General features: G+C 42.5%; 20 protein-coding genes. 11 read left to right on the forward strand and 9 right to left on the reverse strand.

All coding sequences use genetic code 11. From position 1 onward, the window contains the following. Window positions 1-46 precede the first annotated feature (46 nt). From AC4MCD_RS07995 to AC4MCD_RS08005, 3 genes are all read right to left on the reverse strand, one after another. Entirely contained in the window at window positions 47-1,912 is a 1,866-nt protein-coding gene (locus tag AC4MCD_RS07995; protein ID WP_125278307.1) for a SurA N-terminal domain-containing protein, read from the reverse strand. 130 nt (window positions 1,913-2,042) lie between these two features. After that, window positions 2,043-2,315, reverse strand: coding sequence for an HU family DNA-binding protein (locus AC4MCD_RS08000; protein WP_004786051.1), 273 nt, complete (start codon window positions 2,313-2,315; stop codon window positions 2,043-2,045). Between the two features lie 157 nt (window positions 2,316-2,472). Further along, entirely contained in the window at window positions 2,473-2,952 is a 480-nt protein-coding gene (locus tag AC4MCD_RS08005; RefSeq protein WP_034170344.1) for a phasin family protein, read from the reverse strand. Between the two features lie 205 nt (window positions 2,953-3,157). Between AC4MCD_RS08005 and AC4MCD_RS08010 the strand changes: the two genes are divergently transcribed. From AC4MCD_RS08010 to fdx, 8 genes are all read left to right on the forward strand, one after another. Beyond that, window positions 3,158-3,808, forward strand: coding sequence for a hypothetical protein (locus tag AC4MCD_RS08010; RefSeq protein WP_416656551.1), 651 nt, complete (start codon window positions 3,158-3,160; stop codon window positions 3,806-3,808). Between the two features lie 111 nt (window positions 3,809-3,919). Next, window positions 3,920-4,393: an Rrf2 family transcriptional regulator gene (locus tag AC4MCD_RS08015; protein WP_004786058.1), complete on the forward strand. Its 474-nt coding sequence runs from the start codon at window positions 3,920-3,922 to the stop codon at window positions 4,391-4,393. 1 nt (window position 4,394) lies between these two features. Beyond that, on the forward strand, window positions 4,395-5,612 hold the full coding sequence (locus tag AC4MCD_RS08020; RefSeq protein ID WP_004786059.1) for an IscS subfamily cysteine desulfurase: 1,218 nt from the start codon (window positions 4,395-4,397) through the stop codon (window positions 5,610-5,612). Window positions 5,613-5,716: 104 nt separating this feature from the next. After that, on the forward strand, window positions 5,717-6,103 hold the full coding sequence (gene iscU / locus AC4MCD_RS08025) for a Fe-S cluster assembly scaffold IscU (RefSeq protein ID WP_004786061.1): 387 nt from the start codon (window positions 5,717-5,719) through the stop codon (window positions 6,101-6,103). 36 nt (window positions 6,104-6,139) lie between these two features. After that, window positions 6,140-6,460, forward strand: coding sequence for an iron-sulfur cluster assembly protein IscA (gene iscA, locus AC4MCD_RS08030; RefSeq protein WP_004786063.1), 321 nt, complete (start codon window positions 6,140-6,142; stop codon window positions 6,458-6,460). 131 nt (window positions 6,461-6,591) lie between these two features. Next, window positions 6,592-7,107: a Fe-S protein assembly co-chaperone HscB gene (gene hscB, locus AC4MCD_RS08035; protein WP_004786065.1), complete on the forward strand. Its 516-nt coding sequence runs from the start codon at window positions 6,592-6,594 to the stop codon at window positions 7,105-7,107. Between the two features lie 39 nt (window positions 7,108-7,146). After that, a complete protein-coding gene (gene hscA / locus AC4MCD_RS08040) occupies window positions 7,147-9,006 on the forward strand; it encodes a Fe-S protein assembly chaperone HscA (RefSeq protein WP_491875873.1) in 1,860 nt (619 codons plus the stop codon). A 15-nt stretch (window positions 9,007-9,021) separates the two neighbouring features. After that, window positions 9,022-9,360, forward strand: coding sequence for an ISC system 2Fe-2S type ferredoxin (fdx, locus tag AC4MCD_RS08045; protein ID WP_004786069.1), 339 nt, complete (start codon window positions 9,022-9,024; stop codon window positions 9,358-9,360). Between the two features lie 74 nt (window positions 9,361-9,434). Here fdx and AC4MCD_RS08050 read toward each other — a convergent pair whose 3' ends face one another. From AC4MCD_RS08050 to aspA, 5 genes are all read right to left on the reverse strand, one after another. Next, the gene (locus AC4MCD_RS08050) at window positions 9,435-10,925 is read right to left on the reverse strand and encodes an adenylate/guanylate cyclase domain-containing protein (RefSeq protein ID WP_159122747.1); all 1,491 of its coding nucleotides are present in this window, start codon (window positions 10,923-10,925) and stop codon (window positions 9,435-9,437) included. Window positions 10,926-10,982: 57 nt separating this feature from the next. Continuing rightward, entirely contained in the window at window positions 10,983-11,417 is a 435-nt protein-coding gene (locus tag AC4MCD_RS08055) for an HIT domain-containing protein (RefSeq protein WP_004786072.1), read from the reverse strand. Window positions 11,418-11,643: 226 nt separating this feature from the next. After that, entirely contained in the window at window positions 11,644-15,105 is a 3,462-nt protein-coding gene (gene mfd, locus AC4MCD_RS08060) for a transcription-repair coupling factor (RefSeq protein ID WP_491875874.1), read from the reverse strand. A 124-nt stretch (window positions 15,106-15,229) separates the two neighbouring features. Next, on the reverse strand, window positions 15,230-15,589 hold the full coding sequence (locus AC4MCD_RS08065) for a hypothetical protein (protein ID WP_284879946.1): 360 nt from the start codon (window positions 15,587-15,589) through the stop codon (window positions 15,230-15,232). Window positions 15,590-15,713: 124 nt separating this feature from the next. Beyond that, a complete protein-coding gene (gene aspA, locus AC4MCD_RS08070) occupies window positions 15,714-17,162 on the reverse strand; it encodes an aspartate ammonia-lyase (RefSeq protein ID WP_491875875.1) in 1,449 nt (482 codons plus the stop codon). Window positions 17,163-17,575: 413 nt separating this feature from the next. Here aspA and putP point away from each other — a divergent pair, with 413 nt between their 5' ends. Further along, window positions 17,576-19,090, forward strand: coding sequence for a sodium/proline symporter PutP (gene putP / locus AC4MCD_RS08075; RefSeq protein WP_419365303.1), 1,515 nt, complete (start codon window positions 17,576-17,578; stop codon window positions 19,088-19,090). 53 nt (window positions 19,091-19,143) lie between these two features. Here the strand turns inward: putP and AC4MCD_RS08080 are convergent, their stop codons facing one another. Then, window positions 19,144-19,641 carry an Lrp/AsnC ligand binding domain-containing protein gene (locus AC4MCD_RS08080; protein ID WP_419374851.1) on the reverse strand — a complete coding sequence of 166 codons (498 nt, stop codon included), beginning with the start codon at window positions 19,639-19,641 and terminating at the stop codon, window positions 19,144-19,146. 118 nt (window positions 19,642-19,759) lie between these two features. Between AC4MCD_RS08080 and putA the strand changes: the two genes are divergently transcribed. Both putA and trmA read left to right on the forward strand, forming a co-directional pair. Further along, entirely contained in the window at window positions 19,760-23,515 is a 3,756-nt protein-coding gene (gene putA, locus AC4MCD_RS08085; RefSeq protein WP_491875876.1) for a trifunctional transcriptional regulator/proline dehydrogenase/L-glutamate gamma-semialdehyde dehydrogenase, read from the forward strand. Between the two features lie 180 nt (window positions 23,516-23,695). Then, entirely contained in the window at window positions 23,696-24,778 is a 1,083-nt protein-coding gene (gene trmA, locus AC4MCD_RS08090; RefSeq protein ID WP_491875877.1) for a tRNA (uridine(54)-C5)-methyltransferase TrmA, read from the forward strand. Window positions 24,779-24,896: the final 118 nt, after the last annotated feature.

Genomic DNA, 24,896 nt, shown 5'->3' on the forward strand with positions numbered 1-24,896 from the left:
GAAAATAAAAAACCAGCCCTCAGGCTGGTTTTTTTACAAGCGAATCTTATTTGATTTTTGCGTGAGATTTTAAGTAACGCGTATAATCATCAAATTCTTGTTGACCACGAAGCTGTTGATACAGTTTTACCAGCTCACTACGTTGCTCTGCACTTAAAACATCGATCGGATTTTTCTTCACTTCAGAAACTGCCACAACAACCAATTCATTTGGCATATTTGCTGTCGTTACTGACCAGTGACCTGCTTTAGGTGCTGGTACGCTAAATGCTGCACGTTGTACATCACGCTTAAGCAGACCTTCTGCGCGTGTATAGATGCCTGCATCTTCAAATACCAGTTTACCTTTTGCAACTGATGCTGCAGGCTTGGTTTTAAACTCATTCAATGCAGTTTGAACTTCAGCTTTAGCCGCAGCAAATGCTTTATCTTGAATCAGTTTTGCTTTTACCGCTGGTTTTGCTTCTGCCAGTGTCTGCTCACCCGCTGCATGATAATTGCGAACTTTTACCCAAGCCACATCACCATTGGCCAACTGAATGCTTGAAGATGCATTACGGTCGCCATTTTTCACGTCATCATTAAACAGTTTAACTTTGACAGCCGCATTACTTAGCAATGGATCACGTGTCGCAAGGGTCACACCATTTGCTTTCTGAACCTGAACACCCTTCACTTCCTGAGCAACAACATCCAGCGAGTCCGCACTTACGACCATGTCATTCAGACTGTTTACCGTATCAGAGAATGCATTAGATTTTTTCGCTGCCAATACTTCTTCAGATAAACGTGCTTTTTGAGATTCAAAAGATGGAACTGCTACATCAGGCAATTGGACTGAAATAATATGGTAGCCATAATCTGTTTTAACAGGCGCTGAAACTTGACCAGATTTTAAAGATGCAACAGTCTGATCAAATGTAGTACCGAACACGCCTTTTTCATAGACAGCAATAGCACCGCCTTTAGATTTAGATTCAGGATCCTCAGAGTATTGAGCTGCTGCTTGTGCAAAAGTGGTACCGGCTTTGATTTTAGCTGCAATTTCGCTTGCCAGTTTTTTGGCTTCAGCATCACTACGACTATCTGCAGTCACCAGAATATGTTTAACCTCTGGTTTTACATTCTGCTTCTGGTCAGCCACAAATTTATTATAGGCTTCCTGCAATTCTGCATCAGTGACCGCTACATTGGCAGTATCAATATTGCTCGGCTTGATCACCACATAATCCACATCAACACTAGTTGGTTGCTTGAACTGGGATTTGTGCTTTTCATAATATGCTGCAATATCAGCTTCTGATACTTTTACTGCTTTTTTATAGCTGTCCAGATTCACGCTAGCGATATGAATATGACGCTGTTCAGTTTGCAGATCTGCAATTTGCTGCATTTCAACCGGACTGACCAATGGATAATCCATAAAAGTAGAAGACAGCATTTTCAATGCATGGTCTTTACGTAAACTTTCTACTAAAGCATTGTTGGTCATGCCAATTGATTTCAGGTAATTTTCATATAAAGCATTAGAAAATTTGCCATTCTCCTGAAAAGAAGGCTGCTGTGAAATCATTTGTGCAATTTGCTGGTCACTCAGGCTAATCCCCAGTTTTTCAGCCTGTTGCAAAAGCAAGGTACGCGCAACCAGGGTATCCATCGCTTTTTGATCGATGAAGCTTTGATTTAATAAGGTTTCATCACCATTGGCATAACTTAAGTATTGTTGTTTGAATGATTTTGTAAGTGACTCTAATTCTTGTTTAGAGATATCAGTTCCATTGACTGATTTTGCTGCATCAGAATTCCCGCCGCTAAAATATCCTTCAATACCTACAAGCGCTAAAGGGGTTAAAAACAGAACGAGCAAGACCTTGCCCAACCAACCCTTAATAACTTTACGAAAAGATTCCATAAGTATTCCAATATTTTATTTGCAGAGGATTTTAACCGAAAAAACCCATTGAATGAATGTGTTAATCAAAACAATTAAATCTATCAATAAAAAACGCGCCAAAGAAGGCGCGTTTTAGGATTGAAGCAGCTTAAGCAACAGCGTCTTTTAAGCCTTTACCTGCTTTGAAGCTAGGTACTTTGCTTGCTTTAATTTCAAGAGTAGCACCAGTTTGTGGATTACGGCCAGTACGTGCAGCACGCTCTTTAACGCCGAAAGTACCGAAACCAACTAGAGTTACTGTATCACCCGCTTTTAAAGCTTCAGTAACAGAAGCAATTGTAGCATCTAAAGCTTTACCTGCGTCAGCCTTAGATAATCCCCCTTTCTCTGCAATTGCATCAATTAATTCTGATTTATTCATGAAAACTACGTCCTCTTAATATCGTTTATTTAAGGTCCAAGAATTTGTTTAAACTACCATAACGCCTTTATAGCAATGCTTTAGGTATAAACGCAATACTTATAAACCTCTTTTTTTTCAAAATATATGCGAAAAAAACATTGAATTATGAAGAAAATCATTTTGTGTGTATTTTTTCCGATAATTCTTTCTGTATTTTTTCTTGCTGCAAGGTCAATTCATCAACCTTGGCATGCAACTGAAGAATTAAACGCTCCAGATGTTGTACATCCTTCAATGTCACTAATCCTATACGATTCAAGGAATGATGAACAGAGTTGTCGATCAGTTTTTCAACCTTATCTTTGGTATCTGTCACAGATTCGCGTGCTTTCTCGGAGACTTTTTCCACAGTTTGATCTGCAATATCGACTGTTTTGGATTCCAGCTCTTCTCCGACCTTGACCAGCGAGTCAAACAGTTTATTGCCTTCTTCCTCTGCGCGGGAAAATGCCCCAAGGCCAGCTAACCAGATCTGCTTGGTATATTTACGAAAGTCCAGCATCGAACGTCGCTCTGAGGCAGACTTTGACTTACTCTTCACTGGTTTTTCAATCAATTCCTGATCTGTATCTTGTGTCGTTTTTGTTTTATCCATGTACACGACTCCTGCTTATTTTCTATGCAAATATCATAAAATTATCTACAAAATCACCGCATAATAGCAAATTTAGGGCTTGATAGATTTGCTAAACTGTTCTACAAAGCACTTTATTTCAAGTCTAATTTGATTTAACCCTGAAATCTTTTACTCAGCAGGATGCTTTTTCATTTTAATTTTCAGGTAAGGATTGGTTGTATATATGAGTGAATCGCAACAAAGTCAAAATCAACCACATTTGTTGCTTACGATGACTTTGATCGTTTTAGAAACAATTTTCACGTTCATTCTCAAACATGACCGTGTTGTTGCTCTTCAGGCGAAGAAGTTTGTAGATGAGAATATTACAATAAAAATCAATAGTTATATTCCATATTTTGATTTCTATGTTCAGTTTACCAAAGACGGGCTGTTATTTGACTATAAAGCACCAGGCAGAATTATTGATCTGGATGTTCGCACCACTTTAATGGATCTGATTAAAATTTTTATCTTTGGCAATCGCAGAAGCATTCGTGCGATGCGTATTGACGGTAATCAGGTTTTAAAAGACGAGTTCCGTGATTTACTGACTTTATTTGCCTTACCTAAAGTATTGTCTGACTGGAAACACTGGTTATCTGAACCACCGGCAGATGAGACCGATATTGTTTCATCAAGAAAACGTATTGCGCCTTTATTAAAGAAAATTGAAGATCAGCGTTCCAAAATTAATAGCCTGCAAGTTGAAGTTAAACAGTATCGCAACCGCATTAAACGTATGGAACGCCGTCAAAAGCGGATCAATATGGCCTTTAGTATAATCACAGTACTTTTGATTGCGTTATTAGTGTATAATTGGATCAGCGTGTAATTCTTTCATTTTCAGAAAATTAAATACGCTCGCCATTCACAAAAATAACTTGACTAATTTAGTCGGGATTCATAAAATCTACACATCTAGTCTAACCATGTGTATCGAATCATGCGCCTAACCACTCGCGGTCGCTACGCAGTGACTGCTCTACTTGATTTAGCTTTGCAGCCATCTGAACAAACGATCACGCTTGCTGAAATTGCAGCACGTCAAACTATTTCTGTTGCCTATCTCGAGCAGTTATTTGCGAAACTAAAACGTCATGGTCTAGTTTCGAGTGTTCGCGGTGCCAATGGTGGATACCATTTAGCACGCAGCGCAGATGAAATTACTGTGTTAGCAATTATTGAAGCTGTAAACGAAACAGTTGATGCGACTCGCTGTGACCATAAAGGCAACTGCCAAAATGGCGCGATGTGCTTGACTCATGATTTATGGCAAGAACTCTCCCACCACATTGCCGATTATCTCGCAAAAATCACCCTTGCTGACCTTGTAGCTCGTGACAACGTGCAAACCGTGTCATTACGCCAAAATTCAGCAAACATTGATTCAGCCCTTTTATCGGTTACAGGTATTTGACATGAAACGTCCGATTTATCTTGACTATGCAGCAACAACTCCGGTAGATCCTCAAGTTGCAGAACGTATGATGGAATGCTTAACTTTCGAAGGCACCTTCGGTAATGCAGCATCTCGTTCACATGCTTATGGCTGGCAAGCGGAAGAAAAAGTTGAATACGCCCGTGAACAAGTGGCGAATTTAGTAAAAGCTGATCCGCGTGAAATCGTATGGACTTCAGGTGCAACTGAATCTGACAACCTTGCATTAAAAGGTGTGGCTCAATTCTATGCATCTAAAGGCAAACACATCATTACTTCTAAAATTGAACATAAAGCAATTTTGGATACTTGTCGTGAGCTAGAGTCTGAAGGTTTTGAGATTACTTATCTTGAGCCGCAACCAAAAACTGGCTTAATTACTCCAGAAATGGTTGAAGCAGCAATCCGTCCAGACACCATTCTTGTTTCCCTGATGATGGTAAACAACGAAATCGGTACGACAACTGATGTTGCTGCGATTGGTGAAATCACCCGTGCGAAAAAGATTTTCTTCCACGTTGATGCTGCACAGGCTGCAGGTAAAGTTGAAATCGATCTTTCTCAATTGAAAGTCGATTTGATGAGCTTCTCTGCACATAAAATCTATGGTCCTAAAGGTATTGGTGCCCTGTTCGTACGTCGTTCACCACGTGTACGTCTAAAAGCACAAATGCATGGCGGCGGTCATGAACGTGGTATGCGTTCAGGTACTCTTGCGACTCACCAGATCGTTGGTATGGGTGAAGCATTTGAACTTGCAGGCAAAAATTTACAGTCTGAACAAACTCGTTTACGTGTACTTCGTGACAAGCTTTGGAATGGCTTACAAGGTCTTGAACAGGTCTTCTTAAATGGCCACCCAACTCAAAACGTTGCAAACTACCTAAACGTAAGTTTCAACTTTGTTGAAGGTGAATCATTGATGATGGCACTGAAAGATGCAGCCGTATCGTCAGGTTCAGCATGTACATCTGCAACACTTGAACCATCTTATGTACTTCGTGCATTAGGTCTTTCTGATGAGCTTGCACACAGTTCGATCCGCTTCAGCTTTGGTAAGTACACCACTGAAGAAGATATCGATCACGTTTTAAATATCACTAAAGCTGCTGTTGAGAAATTACGTGAACTTTCTCCGCTTTGGGATATGTACAAAGAAGGTATCGACCTTTCTACAGTTGAATGGGCTGAGCACTAATTTTTGACTCTGAGATAGCTGTATTTACGCTGCTATCTCATTGATAAAAAATTTTTAATCCCCATATTTATATTAAGGCTGACCCCGAGTTTTGGAGAAGCAACATGGCTTATAGCGAAAAAGTAATTGATCATTACGAAAACCCACGTAACGTTGGTGTTTTAGACAAAAATGCAGAAAACGTTGGTACTGGTATGGTCGGTGCACCTGCTTGTGGTGACGTAATGCGTTTACAGATCCAGGTAAATGATGAAGGCGTGATTGAAGAAGCACGTTTTAAAACTTATGGTTGCGGTTCTGCAATTGCATCAAGTTCATTAGTGACTGAATGGTTAAAAGGTAAAACCTTAGACCAAGCACAAGCGATCAAAAACATTGATATCGCTAATGAATTGGCTCTTCCACCAGTAAAAGTGCACTGCTCTGTACTGGCTGAAGATGCAATTAAAGCGGCTGTTGAAGACTACCGTAACAAGAAGTCTAAAGCTTAATCATTCGTTTTTTAAAGAAAGATTCACGGAGTTTTCATGATCCACTTAACTGAAAATGCAGCAACTCATATCAGCAATTACCTCAAAAGTCGCGGTAAGGGTGAAGGCATTCGTGTTGGTGTGAAAACTTCAGGCTGTTCTGGTCTTGCTTATGTTCTTGAGTTTGTCGACGAAGTCGATACTCATGACCAGGTCTTTGAACAGTTTGGTGTTAAAGTTTTCGTAGACCCAAAAAGTCTGGTTTATCTCGAAGGTCTAGAAATGGACTACGTGAAAAACGGCTTGAACGAAGGCTTCGAATTTAATAACCCAAATAAAAAAGGCGAATGTGGTTGTGGTGAGTCATTCACTGTCTGATTGCAACAATAATTCTCTTTTTTCAGCATTAAAACAGTGTGAAATACACTGTTTTAATTGCATTTAGGCAGTTATTTTAATTGTCATCAAGCTTAATCATTTTTGCATATTAATCGCGGACTCTATCTCCCATGAATCATTTTGAGTTGTTCAATCTTCCTGTAGCACTCGATATTGATTTAGCCACTTTAAAAGCAGAGTTTTTAAAGTTGCAGCAACAATATCACCCCGATAAAGCTGAAGATAAAGATCAGGCTTTGATTAAATCAAGCGAGATCAACCAGGCATTCAAGGCTTTATCAGCGGTTGATAGCCGTGCAGCTTATTTACTGTCTTTAAAAAAACAGGACTATCATCTGGATCAGTCTATTAGCGATTTTGAATTTCTTCAGGATGCGCTGGAAATTCGCGAACAATTAGATGAAGCTTCATCGGCTGAAGATCTTTCTTCTCTGAAAGTTGAAGTTCAGCAATGGATTGATGGTCTGGTTCGTGAGTTCAAAATTGACTATGAAGATGAAGACTGGGGTGAAGCTCGCGATACCGTGCGTAAACTGCGTTTCTTTGTTAAAGTCATGGCGGACATCGACAAAGCGGAAGACCGTTTCCTGGATGATGACAGCTTTGATCTTGATGACGAATTTTAATTTTTCTATTTAATTTTAACGTGCAAAGGATGTAACACTATGGCTCTCTTGCAGATTGCAGAACCAGGTCAATCAAGTGCACCACATGAACACCGCATTGCGATTGGTATCGATTTAGGCACCACCCACTCTTTGGTCGCCACGGTTCTTTCAGGTCAAGCCAAAGTACTCAAAGATGAACAAGGTCGTGTGTTACTTCCTTCTATCGTTCATTATGCAGCACAAAGCACCGAATATGGCAATGATGCCAAACCTTTTATTACGACCGATCCTAAAAATACGATTGTATCCGTAAAACGTTTTATGGGGCGCTCCCAAGCAGATATTAAATTCCAGCATCCTTATGCCTTGGTGGGCGAAGCGAATGAAATGCCGGCATTTGAAACTGCACAAGGTCGTAAAACGCCAGTTGAGATTTCTGCGGAAATTTTAAAGCAGCTTAAAGAACGTGCTGAAGCCAGCTTAAAAAATGAGATTAACGGTGCCGTGATTACGGTTCCTGCATACTTTGATGAAGCACAGCGTCAGGCAACACGCGATGCTGCGCAACTGGCTGGTTTAAATGTTCTGCGTTTATTGAATGAACCAACGGCTGCTGCGGTAGCTTATGGACTGGATCAGGAAACCAACTTGAGCACAGATCGCAACTATGTGATTTATGACTTGGGTGGCGGTACCTTTGACGTTTCAATTCTACGTTTCTCTCAAGGCGTATTCGAAGTATTGGCGACTGGCGGCCATACTGCTCTTGGTGGTGATGATCTTGATCGTCTGATTTTAAAATGGGCTAAAAAACAGCTTAATATCGAAACCCTAGATGATGCTGAATATGCGCATTTTATTACTGCTGCGCGTAAAGCTAAAGAAACATTATCTGATGCTGACTCAGTTGAATTAAAGCTGCTTGGCCAAAGCCTGACTTTAGATCGCCCGACTTTTGAAGAAATCATCAAGGTTGCTTTGGATAAAACCATCAGCGTATGTAAGCGTGTCATGCGTGATGCCAAGCTGGAACTTGATGATATTCAGAATGTGGTGCTTGTAGGTGGTTCTACCCGCTCGTACGCCGTGCAAAAAGCAGTACGTGATGTGTTTAACCAAGAGCCTCTATGCACCATTAACCCGGATGAAGTGGTTGCGATTGGTGCTTCAATTACAGCGAATCAGCTCATTGGTAACAGCAAAGATGGATCATTATTATTAGATGTGACTCCACTTTCTCTTGGTCTGGAAACCATGGGCGGTCTGGTTGAGCGTCTGATTTCACGTAATACCGCGATTCCAGTCGCACGTCGCCAGGAATTTACGACGTATCAGGATGGCCAAACTGCTATGCTGATTCATGTGGTACAAGGTGAACGTGATCTGGTAGAACATTGCCGCAGCTTGGGCCGTTTTGTCCTGCATGGTATTCCTCCAATGACTGCAGGTCAGGCACGTATTGAAGTAACTTTCCAAGTGGATGCAGATGGCTTGTTGACCGTTTCTGCTAAAGAAATGACTTCAGGTGTGACTGCACAAATCGATATCAAACCATCTTATGGCTTGTCGAGTGAAGATACTGAACGTCTGCTGTTAGAAGGTTATCAGTTTGCTGAAGAAGATAAGAATCTTCGTCATCTGCAGGAAACCAAGGTGGAAGCACAACGTGAACTTGAAGCACTGGTTCAGGCATTGAAAGTAGATGCTCAATTGATGAATGAACAGCAATTGGCAGAACTGACTGCTGCGCAAGCACGACTTGAGTCCGAGCTACAAGGTACAGATATCAAAGCCATTGAATCTGCAGTAGAACAGCTTAAAATACATAGTGATGCATTTGCTGCTCTGCGCATGAATCAACATATTGATGCTGCCCTTAAAGGCACTAAACTCGACGATTGGTCAAACTCAAACTAATTTAAGGTAAAGACTATGCCACGTATTAAAGTTCTTCCACATGCGCAAATTTGCCCTGAAGGTGCTGAGTTTGAAGTTGAACAAGATGCCAATCTATGTGAAAGCATGCTGAAAAACGGAATCAAGATTGAACATGCATGTGATATGTCATGTGCATGTACCACTTGCCACGTAATTGTTCGTCGCGGTTTCGACAGCCTTGAAGACATGAATGATGTCGAAGCTGATCTGCTCGATCGTGCTTGGGGTTTAGAACCCGACTCTCGTCTGTCTTGCCAAGTGAAGATTGTGGATGAAGATCTGGAAGTTGAAATTCCAAAATATACCATCAACCATGCTTCAGAAAATCACTAAGATTCTGCAATCAAAAAACCACGCTTAGGCGTGGTTTTTTTTATGGTCTTTATCATTTATTTAAATCATAAAAATTAGATGACTTTTGATCGTTCAGCTGCTCGAAATGCTTCTTCAGCAGACAAAGGTTCAATGACTTCATCTTCAAGTTTTAATTTCACAATTCCTTGAGAGTTGGTCAGTTGCTGTTGGGTTTGAATGCGTTTAATCATTTTCTCCAGCACATGCAGCAACTCTGGATAATCATAGTTTTGCACTTCATCCAGATTTAACAGTAAATGGAAACCTTTATATTCATAATCAAACCAGCGCTGATATTCAACTTTCTGGAAGGCATATTTTTCCATCACTTGCCAGGTGCGTACCGGCGCCTTAATCCCTTTCAGGAAAATTGGCTTTTTAGGTGCACATAGATAATCATTTTTGATCAGGTTATGGGTATCTTCAGAAATCAGGATTTCATCAACTTCCGCAGCGCTTTGTAAGCGTGCAGCCAGATTGGCATCACGACCAACAATGGTATAGGCCATACGGTGATTCGCACCATAGTTCCCCACGTGGCAATAACCGGTAGAAATTCCCATACGGATATGCAATGGCGGATAACCCATTTTAATCCAGCGCTCGCGTAACAATTTCATTTGCTGACGCATTGAAATCGCCATTTCCAGACAGTTTTTAGCATCCTGCTCTACACCATCTGAATGCGGATCGCCAAAGAAGATCAGGATGGCATCACCCATAAACTTATCGACTGTTGCTTCATATTTCTTGGCGATTTCAGTCATATGACTTAAATAGTCATTCAGCAGGAAAGCCAAGTCATCTGGGATCAGAGTTTCAGAAAGCTCTGTAAATCCTTGAATATCTGAGAAGAAAATCGTGAGTTTTTTACGTTTGTATTCGATCTTAGCTTCAGACTCGCCTTTCATGATGGATTGCCACAACTGCACTGGCGCATAGCGGCTGAGCTGATTGGCAAATTCCATATAACGGTTCATCTGGTCAAAATAATGGTTTTTCTTTTGAGTCATATATTGCATACGACCGCTTTGATAGAAATTTCCAACACCAAAATAGGTAATCAGACAGATGAAACCTAGTACGGTGAGTTCGGTACTGGTAGGACTGAAATAGCTGGTAAACCCAAAAATGCCAATGGTAGACAGATAAAAGATCATGGTGCCAATCAGGCCAGCCAGTGACACCATCATGAATGAAATCTTGTTATTAATGGCTGTATACAGCAATGTGACCACTGCCAGCAGGGACAACACCAGATCCAGATGTACAGCTGCAAGTACAACCGAAACAATAATCACATCTAGAACAAAGAAGAAATTACGTTTTAAATTATAGTCGTATTTATAAATCATCCACCGGGATAATTTCGGTGTGATCACCAAGACCAGTGCCAGAAACAACGGAACGAAAATCTGGTAATTGGTATCCGGTTCCGTGTAGTGATAGACGATCAGAACCAGAGACAGCATGATATATCCCATCATGCGATGGAAATATTCAAACTGTTTCGGTTCCTGATGAATCCAGTCGTCTAATTGCACTCAATTACTCTCTTAAAGTCCAAAATCTTGAATGGACCATAAAATGTATGTCAACGCTTAGTCCATACGCCAGTCAAATGGCATATCCCCTTGACCGCGTAAAGCCAGCATCAAGGTTTGACGCATATGTGCCAATACTTCACTGCTATAAGGAACTGCTGGAGTGCCCCATACCGGCTTAGGCCATGCCACATCGTTTTGATAACGAACCACATGATGAAAATGCAGTTGTGGGACCATATTGCCCAAAGCTGCGACATTCATTTTGTCGGCACGGAATACACGCGCTAACTGGCTAGATAACCAGCTTGATTCACGTAAAAACTGCTCTTGGTCAGCTTGGCTCAATTCATATAATTCGGTAATGCCTGGTACACGCGGAACCAGAATCAACCACGGAAATTGCATATCATTCATCAAACGACATGTTGATAAAGGAAAGTCGCCTACAAAAAACGTATCTTGAGCAAGTTGTGGATGCAAACTAAACATATCTTTATAAATGATGCAAAATTAGAATGATGGCTAATACTACCATATACAATTGCGGCTGAGTATTGTAAGCGGGCGCTTTAGAGCAATTTTGTATGAATTGTGAAGGACAAAACGGCAAACTATTAGCTTAAATAATTTCATATGAAAACAAGCTGATATTCACACTATATTTATAAAAAAGAAATATAGCGTGAATAGTCATGTTCCATGAAATCTAAAAATATTAATTTAGCTCTTTTAATAGGCTATCCAATAAATCACTGATGAACTGGATTCGTTTCTGATAGTCTTCCAGCATCACCATCACTTTCAGACGTTGACCACCCTCCATTCTGAAATAGGTCGGATGTTTCTGCATCATCTGGATAATACTCATGGCCTGAACCGGTGTATCTGGTGCAAATTCGATATGGCCGCCCTGCCCACCAATGTCAATTTTAGTGATGCCTAATTGCTCGGCTTTAAGACGTAGCTGATGCACCGCAAATAACTGTTTCACCGGTTGCGGCGGAATGCCAAAGCGGTCAATCAGTTCCATACGGATATTATCGAGTTTTTCCTGAGTATCGGTATTACTGATGCGTTTATAGAACAGCAGCCGCTGATGTACATCACCCAGATAATCGTCCGGAATCAGGGCTGGCATATGCAGGTTGATTTCTGCAGTTAAAGACAGTGGTGCATCAAAATTCGGTGTTTTACCTTTTTGAATCGCTTTAGTTGCCTTTTCCAGCATTTCCATATACAGGCTATAACCGATCGCCTGCATCGAACCACTTTGCTGCTCACCTAAAAGTTCACCTGCACCGCGAATTTCCAGATCTTCGGTGGCCAGCATAAAGCCTGCGCCCAGAGTCGAAGCACGTTGAATCGCTTCTAGCCGTTTTTCTGCATCACCTTTTAAGGCTTTTAGAGATGGCACTAACAGATAGGCATAGGCCTGGTGATGCGAACGCCCAACCCGGCCACGCAACTGGTGTAACTGTGCAAGACCGAGCTTGTCTGCGCGCTCAATAATAATGGTATTGGCATTCGGCACATCAATCCCGGTCTCAATAATGGTCGAGCACACCAGAACATTGTATTCTTTGTGGTAGAACTGTTGCATCACCTGCTCAAGCTCGCGTTCTCGCATCTGACCATGTGCCACAATCACACGCGCTTCAGGCACCAGATTCCGGATATTTTCTGCAGCTCGGTCAATGGTATCGACTTCATTATGCAGAAAATAGACCTGACCACCACGCAATAATTCACGCAGAATTGCTTCTCGAATGGTATCGCTGGTATGCTCCTGCACAAAGGTTTTTACAGCCAGACGGCGTGCTGGTGGCGTGGCAATAATCGACAGATCACGCATTCCGCTAAAGGCCATATTCAAGGTACGTGGAATTGGCGTTGCGGTAAGAGTCAGCATATCCACATCGGCACGCAAGGCCTTAATACGTTCTTTATCACGCACTCCGAAACGATGTTCTTCATCAACAATCATCAGCCCCAGATTATGGAACTGGACATTTTCCTGTAAAAGCTTATGGGTGCCGATAACAATATCAACTTTGCCATCCGCTAAATCCTCAATCGTTTTGGTATGCGCTTTAGAAGAACCGAAACGGGAAAGTACTTCAATGCGTACAGGCCAATCCGCAAAACGATCTTTAAAAGATTCATAATGTTGCTGTGCGAGCAAAGTGGTGGGTACTAATACCGCGACTTGACGATTATTCTGTACTGCGACAAAGGCTGCCCGCATGGCGACTTCGGTCTTACCAAAGCCAACATCACCACAGACCAGACGGTCCATTGGTTTGGCCAGCTGCATATCATATAACGTGGCTTCGATCGCATTGGCCTGATCCGGTGTTTCTTCATAGGCAAAGCCGCTGGCAAACTGCATATAAAGACTTTGATCAACCTCAAAACTGATCCCCGGTTTAGATGAACGACGTGCCTGAATATGTAATAACTCGGCTGCGACATCATGAATCTGTTCCAAAGCCTTACGTTTGGCTTTATTCCAGGCATCCGTACCCAGTTTATGTAACGGTGCCAGATCTGGATCACCGCCACTATAGCGGCTGATCAGATGCAGGTTAGTCACCGGCACATAGACTTTAGCACCTTCAGCATAGTCCAGTTGCAGAAATTCATGATCCTGATCATCGATACTTAAAGTAATTAAGCCTGCATAACGTCCCACACCATAATCCATGTGTACCACTGGTGCACCAATGCTCAGCTCAGTCAGACTGCGGATCAGGAATTCTTCTGATACTTCCTGCTGACGCTTGCGACGACGTTGGACCACACGATGCTCGTAAAGCTGATTTTCCGAGATCACACTGATCCGATTTGTCAGAACAAGACCACGTTCCAATGGGGCACTGGTAATCGCAATCGCATGCAGAGATTCGACAAAAGCATCAAAGTTTTCTACGGTCGGAATATCGCCCAGACTTGGGCGCAGCGCATCTTTTAAGGTTTCACGACGACCGGCACTTTCAGCAACCAGTAAAACCGGATGATTGGCCGCATCAATATATTTTTTGACTTCGGTAAAAGGTTTTTCACGTTTTGGATCAACAGGCAACCGTGGTGGTAACTGGGTATCCAGATTAATCACGCCGGCTTTCTCATCAAAAGCTTCTTGTGCCGCAATGATGCGACTAAACTGATTCAGCTGTTCTAAAAGCTGATTGGTCGGACAGAACAGTGTTTCAGGCGGCAGAATCGGCTGATCAATATTATGACGGCGATCTTCATAACGGCGTGTTACATCCTGCCAGAACTGCTCTAAACTCTGCTCCAACGCCCTATCTGTAATGACAATGCCATTCTTTGGTAAATACGAAATTAAGGTACTTTGCCCTTGCATCGCTTCATGACTAAAGAATAAAGGCAGGTAGAACTCGATTCCCGGTGAAGCAATGCCATCCATCACATCCTGATAAATTGGATTTTTCTTTGGATTAGCTGTCGGGAAAAATTCTGCATAACGGTCACGGAAAGTAGCACGGCCTTCCTTAAGGGGAAATTCTTGTGCAGGTAATACCGTAAATTGTTCTAAAGTTTGCGTAGTTCGCTGGGTTTCCGGATCAAAAAATTTCAGGGTTTCAATTTCATCATCAAACAGGTCAATCCGGATCGGGGCATCCTGACCTGAAGCATATATATCGATAATACTACCGCGAACTGCAAATTCGCCATGGTCATAAACGGTATCGACCAGATGATAACCAGCCTGAATCAGTTTTTTCTTTTGCTGTTCCAGATCCAGCTTTTGCCCGACTCGAATATCGAAGTGTTCACCCAGCACCCATGAAGTAGGTGCAATACGCTGTGCCAATGTAGAAGCTGCCAGCAACAATACGCCGCTTTGGGGCATATTAGATAAAATTGCCAGACGTTCAGAGACGATGTCCTGATGCGGAGACAGACGGTCGTAAGGCAAAATTTCCCAGTCTGGAAATATGGTCGGTTTAATCCCATAAAATTCTAGTTCACTTTCCAGTTGACCCAAATGCTGGTTATTACGTGCAACAATGACAAATAGGCGCGATTGCTGCTGCTTGATAATTTCTTTCAGCAATAATGCAGTAGACGAGCCTTGCAGATTGCCTAACCAGCGTTTCTCGCCTGCCTTGAGCTTGGGTAAATTAAGTTGGGAAATTTCTTGTTGGAACATGTATATAGCTTTAAAGTCTAAACAACATGAAGCTTATACTATCACGATGATCTGGTGCTATTTCGTTATTTTTATGCAGTCGTTACAGATTGACTGCACAGGATAAAATCAGCCTATGATTCATCTATTTTTTGTCGCGTAAAAAGTTACGATAATAGTCATTTAACTTTTTCACAATTATTTTAAATTGCAGCAGGTTTTCTTCAGTATTTCCTAATCTTGCATTAAAACGCTGATTGGCAATTTCCAGATCAATTTTTTCATTAATGATCATTGCAGTTGAATATAGCGCTTTTAAATCATCAAAAGTTTTCATGCGTCGGTTAGACAAGTATTCCAGCCGCTCGCCCAGCTCCTGATTTAAATTAATCCCATCCACAATATAGCCAGTCCCTTCTACATATTGGATATGATTCTCTTCCAGAAAAAGCTGAGCCGGGTCAGGTTTATTTGATTTAAATAAGTTACTGATTTTATCAAACATGCTATGCACTCAATTCATTGTGTCATCGATATAGTCTAGATGAAAATGCCCCAAACCCACAGACAGGATTTGAGGCAAATGGTTAAAATCAGTACGAGTCTATATTGGACTCATCCTTAAACTTTCAGGATACCCGTTCCCATTGATTCATCATTGGGACTTCTGAAACCAGATTTTCAAAGGCAAAGATTTCATCCAGCTGAATTTCACTCAATAAACCCAGCTCCAGCACCACTTCAGGTACAGTTTTATTTTCACGAATACATTGCTTGCCAATTTCATCACAAGTGGCATGACCTAAAAGTGGTTCCAGTAAGGTAATAATCCCGATACTGCGCATCACTGCATTTAAACAGTTTTGTTCGTTGGCCTGAATCCCGGCAATACATTTTTGTTGTAGGGTCTGCATACCTTGAGTTAATAATTGGATGGATTCATTCAGAGATACTGCAATGACCGGCTCCATGACATTGAGCTGTAATTGTCCTGCTTCTGCTGCCATCGTTATAGTCAGGTCATTACCAATCACACGGAACGCAATCTGATTGACTACTTCTGGAATGACCGGATTGACCTTGGCTGGCATGATAGAGGAACCTGCCTGCAATTCTGGCAAACGGATTTCCGCCAGACCGGTACGCGGGCCAGAACTCAAAAGACGCAAGTCATTACAGATCTTGGATAATTTAACAGCCAGACGTTTCAGACTACTGGATAGAATAATAAACACGCCGCAATCGCTGGTCGCTTCGACATAATCTTCCGCGCCTTTTAAAGGTAGGCCAGTAATTTTCGCTAAAGTTTGTACTGCATGTTTGGCATAACCATCTGGAGTATTCACGCCGGTTCCAATGGCAGTCGCACCCAGATTCACTTCCAGCAATAACTGACGCATTTGCTCAATCAGCTTCAGGTCTTCTTTTAATAAGGTTGCGAAAGCACGGAATTCCTGTTCCAGAGTCATTGGAACTGCATCCTGTAACTGGGTACGCCCCATCTTGATCACATATTGAAACTCTGATGCTTTGCTATATAAAGTATCAATCAACGATTTTTGTACATGAAGCAGTTCATCCAGACGTGTATAAGTCGCTAGACGTAGTGCCGTGGGATAGACATCATTAGTCGATTGCGAAGTATTCACATGATCATTTGGATGCAAGATATGGTAATCGCCTTTACGATGCCCGAGCAATTCTAGCGCCCGATTTGCAATGACCTCATTCGCATTCATATTAATAGAAGTACCGGCTCCACCCTGATAAGGATCAAGCGGAAATGCTTCCTGCCAGTCCTGAGGTTGATGAATCAATTCATCACAGGCTTGTTGAATAGCAGTACTTTGTTGTTCTGATATTTTCTGAAAATGTAAATTCGTTTGTGCTGCTGCTTTTTTAACTTGCGCCAGTGCGCGAATAAAGTGTGCTTGCTGGCCTACCACCAGACCTGAAATCTGAAAATTCTCAATCGCACGCAAAGTATGAATACCATAATAGCTGTGCTGGGGAATCTGCTTCTTACCCAATAAATCCTGTTCAATTCGGCTTGATTCTATTTGCAACATATTGTCCATGTCATATTACTCTTAGCAATGATGCACCATTCAGAATGGCGTTCCTTCACTATGAAGAGAGGCCCTAAAAACAAATAGAAGTGATTTAAACAGGATTTGAAACAAAATATGACTAATTCGAGCTTGTTGTTAGTTTTGTAAAGTTGTGTAATTAAAATACAAAAGTTCAATGAATTTAACTTTTTATTAAAATTACCTATTTTTCTTCAAAACCACGTGTAACTTTGCATTTTACAACCCTCTCCTAATTGTTCATTTTTATTAGAAAATTCTTAATTTACACAAAATATACATAAAAGCTGATTAACTGTTACAGAGTGTAATTTTTAAAACATGTTTGAATCACTGCCCTGTGAACGTAGTTCAAAAATCATCCCGGATGATGATGTTTAAAATTTAAGGATACTCTGCCTATGAGCTCGCTTAATCCGACACTGATTACTTTTATGTTTTATATCGTCGCCATGATTGGGATCGGTTTATATGCCTATCGTGCGACGTCCAATTTTGATGAATATATTCTAGGTGGGCGAAGTCTGGGCAGTGTCGTGACTGCACTTTCTGCAGGTGCCTCTGACATGAGTGGCTGGCTACTGATGGGTCTACCCGGCGCCATCTATTTTTCTGGCCTGTCTGAAGTCTGGATTGCGATTGGTCTGATTATTGGCGCCTGGTTCAACTGGCTACTGGTGGCTGGCCGTCTGCGTGCCCATACTGAATTTCAGAACAATGCCCTAACTTTGCCTGATTATTTCACCAGCCGTTTTGCGGATAAGAAACGGATTTTACGTTTACTCTCTGCGATCGTGATTCTGGTGTTCTTTGCAATTTACTGTGCCTCCGGCATGGTCGCAGGTGCACGTTTATTCGAAAGTTTGTTTGGCTGGGATTACACGACAGCACTTTGGCTCGGTGCAGTAGCCACGATTCTGTATGTGTGTATTGGGGGCTTCCTGGCAATCAGTTGGACCGATACTTTCCAGGCAGGCTTAATGATTTTTGCCCTGCTCATTACACCCATCATTACCTATTTGGCATTGGGTGATAACGCTCAACAGGTGGGCACCCTACTGGAAACAGCCCGTCCACATGCATCCAATATGCTGGAAGGTCTGAGTTTTGTAGCGATTATTTCCAGTCTAGCATGGGGCTTAGGCTATTTTGGTCAGCCACATATTCTGGTGCGCTTTATGGCGGCAGATTCGGTTAAAACTATCCCTGCTGCACGCCGGATCGGCATGACCTGGATGATTCTATGTCTAGTGGGGGCAATGTCGGCGGGCTATATCGGGATTGCTTATTTTGCGGCAAATCCTGACCTTCCTGCTGCTGCAATTGTCAACCGGAATCCTGAAACCGTGTTTATGGAACTGACCAAGATTCTGTTTAATCCCTGGATTGCAGGTATTATATTGGCGGCAATTCTGGCTGCTATTATGAGTACATTGAGCTGTCAGTTACTGGTTTGCTCGACTACCCTGACTGAAGATTTATACAAAGGCTTCCTGCGTAAAAATCCCTCACAGAAAGAACTAATCTGGGTGGGTCGTGGCATGGTGATTGTGATTGCCTTGATTGCAATCTCCTTGGCCATCAATCCAAACAGTAAAGTTCTGGGTCTGGTGGCTTATGCCTGGGCTGGCTTTGGTGCTGCCTTTGGTCCACTGATCATTTTCTCATTGTTCTGGAAACGCATGACCCTCAACGGCGCGATTGTCGGAATGGTAGTTGGTGCTGTAACCGTAATTGCCTGGAAAAATTATATGGGTGATACCGGTCTGTACGAGATTATCCCGGGCTTTATTCTGGCAGCGCTAAGTATTGTGATTGTGAGTCTATTGGATAAAGCACCAAGTCACGATGTCGTTAATCGTTTTGAACTGGCGAAAGCTGAATATCAAAAAGAAATGGCTGAAATGAAAAAATAATTTTCTATTTCAAATTAAAAAGGGACTTTATGTCCCTTTTATTTTGTCTGAATTTATACCTTAGCTTTAGCCGGCATTTTCAACTTGATCTGTTGGGTTTCCTTGATCACTTCCATGACCGGATAACTACGGGTTTCCTTTACCCCCGGTAATTGCCACAAAATATCACCGGAGATTTTTCGGAATTCATCCATATTGGCACAGCGAATTTTTACCACAAAATCAAAGCCCCCACTGATCATATGACATTCCACAATATCCGGAATATGCTGCACTGCCTCGGAAAATTCTTCCAGCACATTCGGTGTGGTTTTATCCAGCAAAATTTCGACAAAGACCACAAAACCGTTACTCAGCTTGACCGGATTGAGCCGCGCTTCATAACCGAGAATAAATCCTTCCTTGGTCAGTTTCTGTACACGAGCCAGTACCGCAGTCGGTGATAGATTCACCATTTCTGCCAGTTTAATATTGGAAATTTTCGATTCAGACTGCAGCAAATCAAGGATACGAATATCTATTCGGTCAAGGCTTAAATAAGGGCTATTCATTAGAATTATTCTCTAAAAATGATACAAACTATAGTGAGATATTCGTCAATTATTTTGGGATTATAGATTAAAACTCATTCAACTCAAAGAACCGATTGACGCAGTACAGGAAGTCACTATGTCCACCACAATACGCCCGAATTCGCACTCGAATGCAATGAAGCAATCGAATTACATTGCTGAATTTAAGGATAAAAACCAATACGAACAGCGCATCAATACAGCATGGCGACGTGCCGAGTCCGAGTGCGTGGAAACGCTGCTGGAACATAGTGAAATTTCTTCAGAACTGACGGATAAAATTCAGAGCCTGGCTTTTGATCTGGCACACTCCCTGCGCGAGCGTAAAGGCTCTGGCGGTAAAGCGGGTATCGTACAAGGATTGCTACAGGAATTTTCACTCTCTTCTCAAGAAGGAATTGCCTTGATGTGTCTGGCAGAAGCCTTGCTACGTATTCCGGATACCGCAACCCGTGACTTGCTGATCCGCGACAAAATCAATCAAGGCAACTGGAAAGAACATCTTGGTCAAAGCCAGCTGATGTTCGTGAATGCTGCAGCCTGGGGGTTGATGCTAACCGGAAAACTGATGGAAACTCCACAGCAGAAAAGCTTGTCGAGTTTATTAACCGGTCTTTTAGCGCGTAGTGGCCGTGGCATCATCCGTAAAGCGGTGGACGTCGCGATGCGCATGATGGGCGAGCAGTTTGTGACTGGCGAAACCATTGATGAAGCCCTGAAAAATGCGGAACGTCTGGAAGATAAAGGGTTCCAATATTCTTATGACATGCTCGGTGAAGCAGCACTGACTGATCCGGATGCAGAACGCTATTATCAAGATTACCAAGATGCGATTCATGCCATCGGCAAGGCTTCAACGGATAAAGATGTCTATAACGGCCCGGGTATTTCTATCAAACTGTCTGCACTGCATCCACGTTATCAACGTTCACAAATGGATCGTGTGAATGATGAACTGTATAGCAAGGTACTGAATCTGGCAGTTCTGGCGAAAAACTATAATATCGGCCTGAATATTGATGCCGAAGAAACTGAGCGTCTGGAAATTTCCCTAGAGCTTTTAGAACGCTTGTGTTTTGAACCTGAACTCGATAACTGGAAAGGCATTGGTTTTGTGATTCAGGCTTACCAGAAACGTTGTTTCTATGTCGTGGATTACATCATTGATCTGGCTAAACGCAGCCAAAAACGCCTGATGATTCGTCTGGTCAAAGGTGCGTATTGGGATAGCGAGATCAAGAAAGCTCAAATCGAAGGTATGTCTGATTATCCGGTGTTTACCCGTAAAGTACATACTGACCTATCCTATATTGCCTGCGCACGTAAACTGCTGGCAGAGCCGGACTATATTTACCCGCAATTTGCGACGCATAATGCGCAGACCGTTGCCATGATTTATCAGCTCGCTAATCCAGACCGCTATTATGCCGGTCAATACGAATTCCAGTGTCTGCATGGCATGGGTGAACCGCTGTATGAAAATGTGGTGGGTGATAAAGCTGCTGGAAAGCTTGGTATTCCTTGCCGGATCTATGCACCGGTCGGTAACCATGAAACCCTACTGGCCTATTTGGTCCGTCGCCTGTTGGAAAATGGTGCGAATACTTCTTTCGTCAATCGAATTGCTGACAAGAATTTAAAAGTCGAAGACCTGATTGAGAATCCGCGTCAAACCATTTTAAAAGCAGCTCAACAGGAAAATGCCTTAGGTACTAAACATCCGCAAATCCCTTATCCAAAAGATTTATACGGTACCTTACGATCAAATTCGTCCGGATTAGATCTGGCTAATGACGCAGACCTGCAAGCCTTAAATGAAGTTGCGACAGACTTGGCGAGTAGCCAATTTCAGGCTGCGGCGATGGGTACTGCTTTTTCAGAGTTAGATACCAGCTATCCAGTACAGATTGTCAATCCGGCTCAGCATCAGGATGTTGTGGGCACCGTATATGAGGCAACAACTGAACAGGCTGAAATTGCCCTGACTCAGGCAATAAATGCTCAACATTTCTGGAGCAATTTGCCAAAAGATGAACGTGCTGCTTGCCTGAATAAAGCCGCTGACCTGATGCAGCAACGTTTGCTACCACTGATGGTCCTTCTGTCTCGTGAAGCCGGTAAAACTTATGCCAATTCGATTGCGGAAGTCCGTGAAGCAATTGACTTCCTGCGCTACTATGCTGGCCAGATGCTGGACCTGTCTAATGATGTACATATTCAGCCTTTAGGAACCGTACTCTGCATTAGTCCATGGAATTTCCCGTTAGCGATTTTTACCGGTCAAATTTCTGCAGCACTGGTTGCTGGCAATACTGTCATCGCCAAACCGGCTGAACAGACTCCATTGATTGCAGCACAAGCCGTGCAGATTCTCTGGGAAGCGGGTATTCCGCAGGATGTCCTTCAGCTATTGCCGGGTCGTGGTGAAACCATTGGTGCTCAACTCAGCCAAGATTCACGCATTCAGGGCATCCTGTTTACTGGTTCCACTGAAGTCGCCAAGATTTTGCAAAAAACTGTCGCAATACGCCTGAATCAGTTTGGTGAAAGTGTCACTTTAATTGCCGAAACTGGTGGTCAGAATGCCATGATTGTAGATTCATCAGCGCTCACCGAACAGGTGGTGTTAGATGTAGTCAACTCAGCCTTTGACAGTGCCGGTCAACGCTGTTCTGCCCTACGTGTACTCTGTGTGCAAGAAGACAATCTAGATACTGTGCGTAAGATGCTACAAGGAGCCATGCAGCAGCTACGTGTCGGCAATCCGGTTCTACTCAAAACCGATATTGGACCGGTGATTGATGCCGAAGCTCAACAGAATATCCAGAAACATATTGATCAGATGCGCAGTAAGGGTCATAAAGTTCATCAACTGATGTTTAATCAGGATGCTTCCGATCTGGCTCAAGGTACTTTTATTCCACCGACCTTGATTGAACTGCCGAATTTGAATGATCTTGAGCGTGAAGTCTTTGGTCCAGTGCTACATCTGATTAGTTATAAAGCCGGGGAACTATCACAGCTTCTAGATCAGATCAACAGCAAAGGATATGGCCTGACCATGGGTTTACATACCCGGATCGATGAAACCATGCAGACTGTAATTTCAAAAGCGCATGTCGGGAACTTGTATATCAACCGCAATATTGTCGGTGCTGTGGTGGGTGTACAGCCCTTTGGTGGTGAAGGTCTGTCTGGGACTGGTCCGAAAGCCGGTGGTCCACTTTATATCTACCGTTTAATGCATCAGGTGTCTGAGAAGAAACTGGCTCAGCCTTATGCGATGCAGTCTGCTCAGGCATCACTTGAAAATCCGGTGTCGCAAGATTTTAAGGATTGGGTAAGCAAGACTTTTCCACGGGTTTCTTTGCAAGCTCCTGCTCAGATTGCAACGGGACATAGCTTTAGCCTGCAAGGTCCAACGGGTGAAGAAAACCAGTACATGATCTTGCCGCGTGAAAGCGTGCTCTCTCTAGCAGACAATGATGTAGATCAGATTCAGCAAATCTTGGCAATTTTATCGGTGTGTAGCCGCCCGGCTGTACTCGCAGACAATACTTTTATACTCAAGTATCTGCAAAGTATGCCCGCGAGTGTGGTGAAAGCCATTAAAGTTATCAAAGATATTGAATCGGGTGATTTTGAGGCTGTACTGCATCATGGCGAGACCTCTGCATTGATGGATTTGCAGCAACGTATCGCAAGACGACAAGGAGCTATTGTAGGTATCACGCATTTAAGCTCTGGAAATTATGATATTCCAGTGGAACGTTTCGTAATTGAACGTGCAATCAGTATCAATACCGCAGCTGCAGGTGGCAATGCCAGTCTCATGACCATGTCAGGCCTATAAACAGCTTTAGTACTTAAATTATTTTAATTCCTTTCCTCTTATGGCCAAATCTCTCCCCTTTGCAGGTTTGGCTTTTTTTTAACTGCTTTTCAAGCTGGTTTCCCTGAATAGTCTTAGGCAGAGCAGCAAATTTTTGCTACCATCTTGGCTTTCAAAATATTTGCGATTTTTTTACTGCATATGACCTCATCTTATCAGCAACAACTGGATGCCAAAGTTGAACGCATTAGCGCGCAATTTGCCGAATATCAACCACCTGCCCTTGAAGTATTTGAGTCGCCTGAACAGTACTATCGCATGCGTGCTGAATTCCGGATCTGGCATACTGAAGATGACCTGTTCTATGCCATGTTTGAGCGTGATGAGAACAATAACAAGAAAGTGATCCGTATTGATGAATTCCCTGTGGCTGACCGCAGTATTAATGACTTAATGCCGCAATTACTAGAAGCCTTCAAAGCCGATGCAACTCTGGGTCACCGCCTATTTGAAGTGCATTTCCTGGCAACACTAAAAGGTGAAGTACTGGTTTCCCTGATCTATCACCGCAAGCTGGATGAAAGCTGGGAACCTGCAGCTAAAACACTGGCTGAAAAATTGAAGATCAAGCTGATTGGTCGTAGCCGTGGCCAGAAATTTGTCTTGAGCGATGAGTTTGTCGTAGAAGAACTCACTGTATTTGACCGTAAATATCAGTACAAACAGATCGAAAGCAGCTTCACCCAGCCGAATGCGCAAGTCTGCCAGAAAATGCTGGAATGGGCATGTAATGCCGCGCAGCAATCTGATAAAGATCTGTTAGAGCTGTATTGTGGCAATGGTAACTTTACCCTGCCATTATCTACCCGTTTCCGTCGTGCATTGGCAACTGAATTGGCCAAGTCATCTGTGTATGCGGCTGAATGGAATATCGAGCAGAACGGTATCGAAAATATTCAGGTAGCACGTCTATCTGCTGAAGAATTTACGCAAGCTTTTAATGGTGAACGTACTTTCCGCCGTCTGCAAGAAGCCAATATTGATCTGTCAACTTATGACTTTGATACGGTATTTGTCGATCCACCACGTGCAGGGATCGATGATGAAACACTGAAACTGCTACAGCGCTTTGAACGAATCATCTACATTTCTTGCAATCCGGACACATTACACGACAATCTGAAACAACTGTCCCAAACCCATAAAATTACCAAGTTTGCCCTGTTCGATCAGTTTCCTTATACCCACCATGTAGAGTCAGGCGTACTGCTGGAAAAACGCTAAAAATATTGTTTCAATTTATTTTTTTGTTACATAAATGGAGCTTTTGTTAGCTCCATTTTTTATACATAAAATTAGTAACTTATCCATGAATTATCTTGTTTCAATCAAATAATATCGT

Source organism: Acinetobacter sp. CAU_H_78 (genome assembly GCF_058599365.1).

Bases quoted from the DNA above. Each gene is read 5' to 3' on its own strand.
- AC4MCD_RS07995 (WP_125278307.1), bottom strand. From the start codon at position 1,912: ATGGAATCTTTTCGTAAAGTTATTAAGGGTTGGTTGGGCAAGGTCTTG.
- AC4MCD_RS08000 (WP_004786051.1), bottom strand. From the start codon at position 2,315: ATGAATAAATCAGAATTAATTGATGCAATTGCAGAGAAAGGGGGATTA.
- AC4MCD_RS08005 (WP_034170344.1), bottom strand. From the start codon at position 2,952: ATGGATAAAACAAAAACGACACAAGATACAGATCAGGAATTGATTGAA.
- AC4MCD_RS08010 (WP_416656551.1), top strand. From the start codon at position 3,158: ATGAGTGAATCGCAACAAAGTCAAAATCAACCACATTTGTTGCTTACG.
- AC4MCD_RS08015 (WP_004786058.1), top strand. From the start codon at position 3,920: ATGCGCCTAACCACTCGCGGTCGCTACGCAGTGACTGCTCTACTTGAT.
- AC4MCD_RS08020 (WP_004786059.1), top strand. From the start codon at position 4,395: ATGAAACGTCCGATTTATCTTGACTATGCAGCAACAACTCCGGTAGAT.
- iscU (WP_004786061.1), top strand. From the start codon at position 5,717: ATGGCTTATAGCGAAAAAGTAATTGATCATTACGAAAACCCACGTAAC.
- iscA (WP_004786063.1), top strand. From the start codon at position 6,140: ATGATCCACTTAACTGAAAATGCAGCAACTCATATCAGCAATTACCTC.
- hscB (WP_004786065.1), top strand. From the start codon at position 6,592: ATGAATCATTTTGAGTTGTTCAATCTTCCTGTAGCACTCGATATTGAT.
- hscA (WP_491875873.1), top strand. From the start codon at position 7,147: ATGGCTCTCTTGCAGATTGCAGAACCAGGTCAATCAAGTGCACCACAT.
- fdx (WP_004786069.1), top strand. From the start codon at position 9,022: ATGCCACGTATTAAAGTTCTTCCACATGCGCAAATTTGCCCTGAAGGT.
- AC4MCD_RS08055 (WP_004786072.1), bottom strand. From the start codon at position 11,417: ATGTTTAGTTTGCATCCACAACTTGCTCAAGATACGTTTTTTGTAGGC.
- mfd (WP_491875874.1), bottom strand. From the start codon at position 15,105: ATGTTCCAACAAGAAATTTCCCAACTTAATTTACCCAAGCTCAAGGCA.
- AC4MCD_RS08065 (WP_284879946.1), bottom strand. From the start codon at position 15,589: ATGTTTGATAAAATCAGTAACTTATTTAAATCAAATAAACCTGACCCG.
- aspA (WP_491875875.1), bottom strand. From the start codon at position 17,162: ATGGACAATATGTTGCAAATAGAATCAAGCCGAATTGAACAGGATTTA.
- putP (WP_419365303.1), top strand. From the start codon at position 17,576: ATGAGCTCGCTTAATCCGACACTGATTACTTTTATGTTTTATATCGTC.
- AC4MCD_RS08080 (WP_419374851.1), bottom strand. From the start codon at position 19,641: ATGAATAGCCCTTATTTAAGCCTTGACCGAATAGATATTCGTATCCTT.
- putA (WP_491875876.1), top strand. From the start codon at position 19,760: ATGTCCACCACAATACGCCCGAATTCGCACTCGAATGCAATGAAGCAA.
- trmA (WP_491875877.1), top strand. From the start codon at position 23,696: ATGACCTCATCTTATCAGCAACAACTGGATGCCAAAGTTGAACGCATT.